The 7795-nt window shown below is 74.0% G+C and carries 1 protein-coding gene; it reads right to left on the bottom strand.

The window, feature by feature from the left end:
- Positions 1–7795: non-ribosomal peptide synthetase (locus M1M07_RS31595; protein WP_248676679.1), on the bottom strand; the 7795-nt coding region annotated here is incomplete at both ends.

Here is a 7795-nt window from a genome sequence, read left to right as displayed (position 1 = left end):
GTGTCCGGGTTCAGGTAGCGCAGCAGCCCGAACCCGAGGCCCTGCCCGGGCACCGCGGCGAGCTGTTCCTTGACGGTCTTGACGGCGCGGCCGGCGGCCGGCCCGCCGCGCAGCGCGTCGTCGAGGTCCAGGCCGGTGACGTCCAGGCGCACCGGGTGGATGGTGGTGAACCAGCCGACGGTGCCGGACAGGTCGGCGCCGGGCACCGCGGCGGTGTCGCGGCCGTGCCCCTCGACGGACACCAGCGCCGGCGCGGGCCCGGTGCGGGCCTGCCGCCACCCGGTGACCGCCAGCGCCAGCGCGGTGAGCAGCGCGTCGTTGACGGTGCCGTGGAAGGCCTGCGGCACCGTGGTGAGCAGCGCCTCGGTCACCGACGTCGGCAGATCCGTGCTCAGCGTGGTGACGGTCGCGGCGGTGTCGAGTTCCGGATCCAGCGGCCGCTCCCCCAGCAGCGGGTCGCCGTCGGCGAGCACCCCGCGCCAGAAGTCGAGTTCGGCGACGCGCTCGGGCCGCTGCGCCTCCTCCACCAGGGCGTGCGCCCACCGCCGCATCGAGGTGCCGGCGGCCGGTTCCAGGGGCGGGGCCGCCGGATCCAGCGCCGCCACCCAGGCCGCGGCCAGGTCGGGCACCAGGATCCGCCAGGACACCCCGTCGACGGTCAGATGGTGCAGCACCAGCAGCAGCCGCCCGGCGCCGACGGTGGCGTCGAACCACACCGCCTGCACCAGCACCCCGCCGGCCGGATCGAGCCGGTCCGCGGCGGCGTCGAGTTCGGCGCTGGCGAGCGCGAAGAAGTCGTCGCTGTCGGCGGCGGAGGTCACCGGCACCCGATGCACCAGGTCGGCGGCGTCGACGCTGCCGGGCGCCCGCACCTGCAGCGTCACCCCGGCCGGGTCGCCGTCCACGGCGGGCACGAGGCGGGCGCGCAGCATGTCGTGCTTGTCCAGCACGGCCTGCAGCACCGTGGTGACGGTGTCCGGGTCGAGACCGGCCGGCAGCCGCAGCAGCGCCGCCTGCGCGTACCGGTCCAGGTTGCCGCCGCGGTCGAGCAGCCACCGCACGATCGGGGTGGCCGGGACGTCGCCGAGACCGCCGCCGGGCAGCTCCGGCAGCGCGGTGCCGGCGGTGGCGCCGAGCGCGGTCACCGCCGCCAGCGCCGCCGGGGTCTTGTGTTCGAACACGTCGCGGGGGGTGAAGTCGAGGCCGGCGGCGCGGGCGCGGGACACCAGCTGGATCGACATGATGCTGTCGCCGCCGAGCGCGAAGAACGAATCGTCGACGCCGACGGTGTCCACGCCGAGCACCTGCGCGAACAGCTCCACGAGGCGGGTTTCGATCTCCCCGGCCGGGGCGCGGGTGCTGGTCGACAGCGCCGCGAAGTCCGGGGCCGGCAGCGCGCGGCGATCCAGCTTGCCGGTCGCGGTGGTCGGCAGCGCGTCCAGCACCACCAGCGTCGCGGGCACCATGTACGCGGCCAGATCCGCGGCGACCGTCGCCAGTGTCGCCGCGACGTCGACGTCCACGCCGGTTTCCGGGACCACGTAGCCGACCAGCCGGTCGGTGGTGGTGTCGGTGCCGGCCCGGTCGTCGTGGTGCACGACCGCGACCGCGCGGGCGATGCCCGGGCACCGCATGAGTGCCGCCTCGACCTCCCCGAGTTCGATGCGGAAGCCGCGCCACTGCACCTGGAAGTCGCTGCGGCCCAGGTACTCCACGTCGCCGGAGCGGGTGCGGCGGGCCAGGTCGCCGGTGCGGTACAGGCGGGTGCCGGGGGCGCCGTAGGGGTCGGCGACGAACCGGGCCGCGGTCAGGTCCGGGCGGCCCAGGTAGCCGTGGGCGAGCTGGTCCCCGGCGACGTACAGGTCGCCGGTCACGCCGACGGGCACCGGATGCAGCCGGCCGTCGAGGATGCGCAGCCGCAGCCCCGGCACGGCGTCGCCGATGACGCTGGCGGTGGCGGCGGCCGCGGACCGCCGGTCCAGCGGCAGCGCGGTCACGTGCACCGTGGTCTCGGTGATGCCGTACATGTTCACCAGCGTCGGCGCGGTGTCCGGGTGCCGCCGGTACCAGCGTTCGAGCTGCGCCAGATCCAGGGCCTCCCCGCCGAAGATCACCCAGCGCAGCGACAGGCCGCTGTCGGCGGCGGCCCGATCCGCCTCGACCAGCTGGTAGAACGCGGTCGGAGTCTGGTTGAGCACGGTGACGTGTTCGCGGCGCAGCAACGCCAGGAACGCGTCCGGGGAGCGGGCGGTGTCGTGGTCGACGACGACGAGCCGGCCGCCGTAGGCCAGTGCCCCCCACATCTCCCACACCGAGAAGTCGAACGCGTAGGAGTGGAACATCGTCCACACGTCGTGCCGGTCGAACCGGTAGCGCGGGGCGGTGGCGTCGAGCAGCGCCACGACGGTGCGGTGCGGCACCATCACGCCCTTGGGGCGGCCGGTGGAGCCGGAGGTGTAGATGACGTAGGCGGTGTGGTCGGGGCGGCGCGGGCCGCGGCGTTCCCGCTCGCTCAGCGCGGTGTCCGGCAACGCCGCGATCTCCGCGGCGATGATCGCGTCGTCCAGCAGGATCGTGGGAATGTCGGTGCGCGGCAGCGACTCCCGGTATCCGCTGGTGGTGACCACGCACACCGGCCGGGCGTCGTCGAACATGAACGCCAGCCGCTCCGGCGGATACGCCACGTCGACCGGCAGATACGCGGCGCCGGTGTCGAGGACGGCCAGCAGCACCGCGACCAGATGGGTGGTGCGCGGCAGCGCCACCGCGACGAGCGTGCCCGGCGCGGCGCCGCGCGCGGCGAACGCGCGGGCCAGCCGGTGCACGTGGCTCGACAGCTGCCGGTAGGTGAGCTGCCCGTCGACGCCGGTGACGGCGACCGCGTCGGGGGTGGTGGCGGCGGCCCGGTCGAACAGGCCCATCAGGGTCGGCCCGGAGCCGGGGACGGGGGGCACGACCGGTTCGTGTTCGGCGGGTTCGAGCAGGTCGATGTCGCCGACGGGCACGGTCGGGTCGGTGGTGACCGCGTCGAGCAGCCGCAGGAACCGCTGCGCCAGCGCGGTGACGGTGTCGGCGTCGAACAGGGCGGTGGCGTAGGTGAACGCGGCGTGCAGGCCCGCGGGTTCGGCGACCCCGGTGGTGGGTTGCTCCCCGATCGTCAGCTGCAGGTCGAACTTGGCGACGTGCGGGTCGGCGTCGAGGGCCTCGACGGTCAGGCCGGGCAGGTCCAGGTGGGGGCGTTCGTTGTTCTGGAATTCCAGGACCACCTGGAACAGCGGGGTGTGGTCGAGGGCGCGGGCCGGGGCCAGCGCGTCGACGAGCTTCTCGAACGGCAGCTCGGTGTGCCCGAACGCGGCGAGGTCGACCTCGCGGGTGCGTTCGAGGTGGTCGGCGAAGGACAGGGCGCCGGTGACCGGGGTGCGCAGCACCAGGGTGTTGACGAACATGCCGACCAGGTCGTCGAGGGCGCGGTGGCCGCGGCCGGCGATGGGGGTGCCGATCGTGATGTCGTCGCTGCCGGAGACGCGGGCGAGCAGCACCGACAGGGCGGCGTGCACGGTCATGAACAGGGTCGCGCCGTGCCGGGCGGCCAGGTCCTGCAGGCGGCGGTGCACCTCGGCGGGGACGGTGAAGTGCACGGTGTCGCCGTGGAAGGACTGCTGCGCGGGCCGCGGCCGGTCGGTGGGCAGCGCCAGCACCTCCGGGACGCCGGCGAGGGTGCGGCGCCAGTGCTCGAGGTGCCGGGCGGCCAGCGACTCCGGGTCGTCGAGGTCGCCGAGCAGCTCCCGCTGCCACAGGGCGTAGTCGGCGTACTGCACCGGCAGCGGTTCCCACGCGGGGGCGCTGCCGCTGCTGCGGGCCAGGTAGGCGGTCATCACGTCGCGGGCCAGCGGCGCCATGGAGGCGCCGTCGGCGGCGATGTGGTGCACGACCAGCACGAGCACGTGCTCGTCCGGGCCGGGGGTGAACAGGGCGGCGCGCAGCGGGATCTCGGTGGCCACGTCGAAACCGGCGGTGATGGTGGCGAAGATCCGGTCCGGCAGGTCGGCCGCGGCGATGGGGATCGGCTGCAGGTCCGGCATGGCCCGCTCCGGCGGCGCGATCCGCTGCACCGGGCCGCCGGCGTCGGCCGGATACCAGGTGCGCAGGCTTTCGTGGCGGGTCAGCACGTCGTGCACGGCGGTGGTCAGCGCCGCGGTGTCCAGCCGCCCGGTCAGCCGGATGGCGAGGGGAATGTTGTAGGCCGCGGAGGTGGGGTCGAACTGGTTGACGAACCACATGCGCTGCTGCGCCGGGGACAGCGGGATCTGCTCCGGCCGCTGCCCCGCGGTGAGCGGGATGCGGGTGCTGCCGCCGTGGTCGTCGAGGATGCGGGCGGCCAGCGCCCGCACGGTCGGGGCCTCGAACAGCGCGCGGACCCCGGCGTCGGTGCCGAGCGCGGCGTTGATGCGGGCCAGCACCCGGGTGGCGAGCAGCGAGTTGCCGCCGATGTCGAAGAAGCTGTCGTCGACGGAGACCCGCTCGTGGCCGAGCACCTCGGCGACGAGTTCGGCGATGGTCGCCTCGAGCTCGGAGCTCGGCGGGTGGTAGTCGCCGCCCCCGACGGTCAGGTCCGGCACCGGTAGGGCGCGCCGGTCGAGTTTGCCGACCGGGGTCAGCGGGATCTCGTCGAGCACCACGATCGCGGCGGGCACCATGTGGGCGGGCAGCCGGCCGGCGGCGTGGACGCGCAGGGCGGCGGTGTCGACGGTGCGGCCGATGTCGGGCAGCACGTAGGACACCAGCGCGGTGTCGCCGGAGGGGGCGGTGTGGCCGAGGGTGACCGCGAAGGTCACGTCCGGGTGGGCGGCGAGCGCGGCGTCGATCTCGCCGAGTTCGATGCGGAAGCCGCGGACCTTGACCTGGAAGTCGGTGCGGCCGAGGTATTCGACGGTGCCGTCGGCGCGCCAGCGCACCACGTCGCCGGTGCGGTACATCCGTTCCCCGGGGCGGCCGTAGGGGTCGGCGACGAACCGGGCGGCGGTCAGGTCCGGGCGGCGGTGGTAGCCGCGGGCCACCCCGGGGCCGGCGATGTAGAGTTCGCCGGCCACCCCGACCGGGACCGGACGCAGCCGGTCGTCGAGGATCACCTCGTGGAAGCCGATGGCCGGGCGGCCGACGGTGACGGTTTCCCCGGGGTGCATGTCGGGGCTGACGCTGGTTTCGATGGTCGCCTCGGACGGCCCGTAGCCGTTGTACATGTGCCGGTTCGGGGCCCAGCGTGCCACCAGTTCCGGTGGGCAGGCCTCCCCCGCGACGACGAGCACGTCCAGGTGGTCGAGCCCGGCCGGGTCGAGCGAGGCGAGCGCGGTCGGGGTGATGAACGCGTGGGTGACGTGTTCGTCGCGCAGGATGCGGGCCAGTTCGTCGCCGCCGTACACGGTGGGCGGGACGATCACCAGCGTCGCGCCGGCGCAGAACGCCTTGGTCAGCTCGAAGATCGATGCGTCGAAACTGGGCGAGGCCAGATGCGACACCCGCGCCCCGTGCGTGATGGAGAAGTGTTGCCGCACTTCGGCGTTGAGGTTGGTCAGGCCGCGGTGCGCGACGACGACGCCCTTGGGTCGGCCGGTGGAGCCGGAGGTGTAGATCAGGTAGGCGGGGTGGTCGAAGTGCAGCGGGGAGCGGCGGTCGGCGTCGGTGACCGGGTCCGCGGAGACGGTGGCCAGGCGGGCGCGGACCTGCGGGTCGTCGAGCACCAGCCACGGCACCGTCTCCGGCAGCGCGGCGCGGTGCGCGGCGGTGGTCAACCCGATGGTGGCGCGGCAGTCGGTGAGCATGTAGCCGATCCGCTCGGCCGGATAGGTCGGGTCGACGGGCACGAACGCGGCCCCGGACTTGGTGACCGCCCACACCGCGGCGACCGACTCGATGGACCGGGAGATGCCCAGGGCGACAAATGTTTCCGGGCCGGCGCCGGCGTCGATCAGCACCCGCGCGACGCGGTTGGACCAGGCGTCGAGTTCGCCGTAGGTGACGGTGCGGCCCTCGAAGGACAACGCCACCGACTCCGGGACGATCGCGGCGACCGAGGACAGCAGTTCCGGCCACAGCTGCGGGGACACCGGCGGCAGGCCCCGCGCCGGGGCGAGCGTCGCCAGCTCGGTGGGGGTGACGATCTCGATGTCGCCGACCGGCCGGTCCGGGGCGGTGACGATCGCGGTGAGGATCCGCCGGAACCGGTCGGCGAAGGAGACGACGGTGTCCGGATCGAACAGGTCGGTGGCGTAGGTGAACGCCGCCCGCAGCCCGGCCGGCCCGTGCTCGTCGGTGGATTCGGCGATCGCCAGCTGCAGATCGAAGTGCGACAGGGCCGGTTCGAGGTCGAGCACCGTGGCGGTCAGGCCGGGCAGGGTCACCTCGGGGCGTTCGATGTCCTGGAACTCGAGCAGCACCTGGAACAGCGGCGAGTAGGCGGTCGAGCGGGGCGGATCGAGCACCTCCACGAGCCGCTCGAACGGGATGTCGGCGTGCGTGAACGCGGACAGGTCGGTGGTGCGCACCCGCTCGAGCAACGCGGTGAACGACTCCCGGTCGTCGACGCCGGTGCGCAGCACCACGGTGTTGACGAACATGCCGACCATGTCGTCGAGGGCGCGGTCGCCGCGGCCGGCCACCGGCGTGCCGACCACGATGTCGGTGGACGACGACAGCCGCGCCAGCAGCACCGACAGCGCCGCGTGCACCACCATGAACAGCGACGCGTCGTGGGTGCGGGCCAGGGTGGTCAGCGCGCGGTGGGTGTCGGCGTCGACGGTGAACGGGATGCGGGCGCCGCGCTGGCTCTGCTGCACCGGCCGCGGCCGATCCAGCGGCAGTTCCAGCAGTTCGGGTACCCCGTCGAGGGTGTCGCGCCAGAACGCCAGCTGCCGCCCGGCGGTCGAGTCGGGGTCGGTGTCGTCGCCGAGCACCGCGTGCTGCCACATCGTGTAGTCGGGATACTGCACCGGCAGCGGCGTCCACTGCGGGGCCTCGCCGACGCTGCGGGCCGTGTAGGCGGCGATGACGTCGCGGGTCAGCGGCAGCATCGAGAACCCGTCCGCGGCGATGTGGTGCACCACGAGCACCAGGATGTGTTCGTGCTCGTCGACGGTGAGCAGCCGCAGCCGCACCGGGACCTCGGCGGCCACGTCGAAACCGGCGGACACCACGGCGGTGATGTCGGGGATCGGGTCGGTCGGGTCGGTGACGGCGGCGACGGTCAGCTCGGGCAGCGCCGCGGTCGCCGGCACCACCACCTGGGTCGGCCCGTCGTCGGTGAGCGGATAGCGGGTGCGCAGCGAATCGTGGCGCAGCGCCACGTCGGCGAGCGCGTGCCGCAGCGCGGCCACGTCGAGGGTGCCGGTCAGCCGCAGCGCGACGGCGATGTTGTAGGCCGGGGAGGCGGTGTCGAACTGGTTGATGAACCACATGCGCTGCTGCGCCGGGGACAGCGGAACCCTCTCCGGCAGTTCCACCGGCTGCAGCGGCGGCCGGGTCGGGCGCAGCGCGGTGTCGTCGCCGAGTTCGAGGCGGGCGGCCAGCGCCGCGACGGTGGGGCTGTCGAACAGGTCGCGCACCCCGATGTCGGTGCCCAGTGCCGCGGAGATCCGCGCGGCCAGGCGCATCGCGAGCAGCGAATTGCCGCCGAGATCGAGGAAGTTGTCGTGCACCCCGACCCGGTCGACGCCGAGCAGGTCCGCGAAGATCGAGGCGAGCAGTTCCTCGACGGTGCTGCGCGGGGCGGTGTGGTCGGCGGGGGTGACCGGTTCCGGGG

This window comes from Rhodococcus sp. HM1, assembly GCF_023218075.1.
Taxonomy (GTDB): Bacteria; Actinomycetota; Actinomycetes; order Mycobacteriales; family Mycobacteriaceae; genus Rhodococcus.
This window is presented reverse-complemented; position numbering and strand designations above follow the sequence as displayed.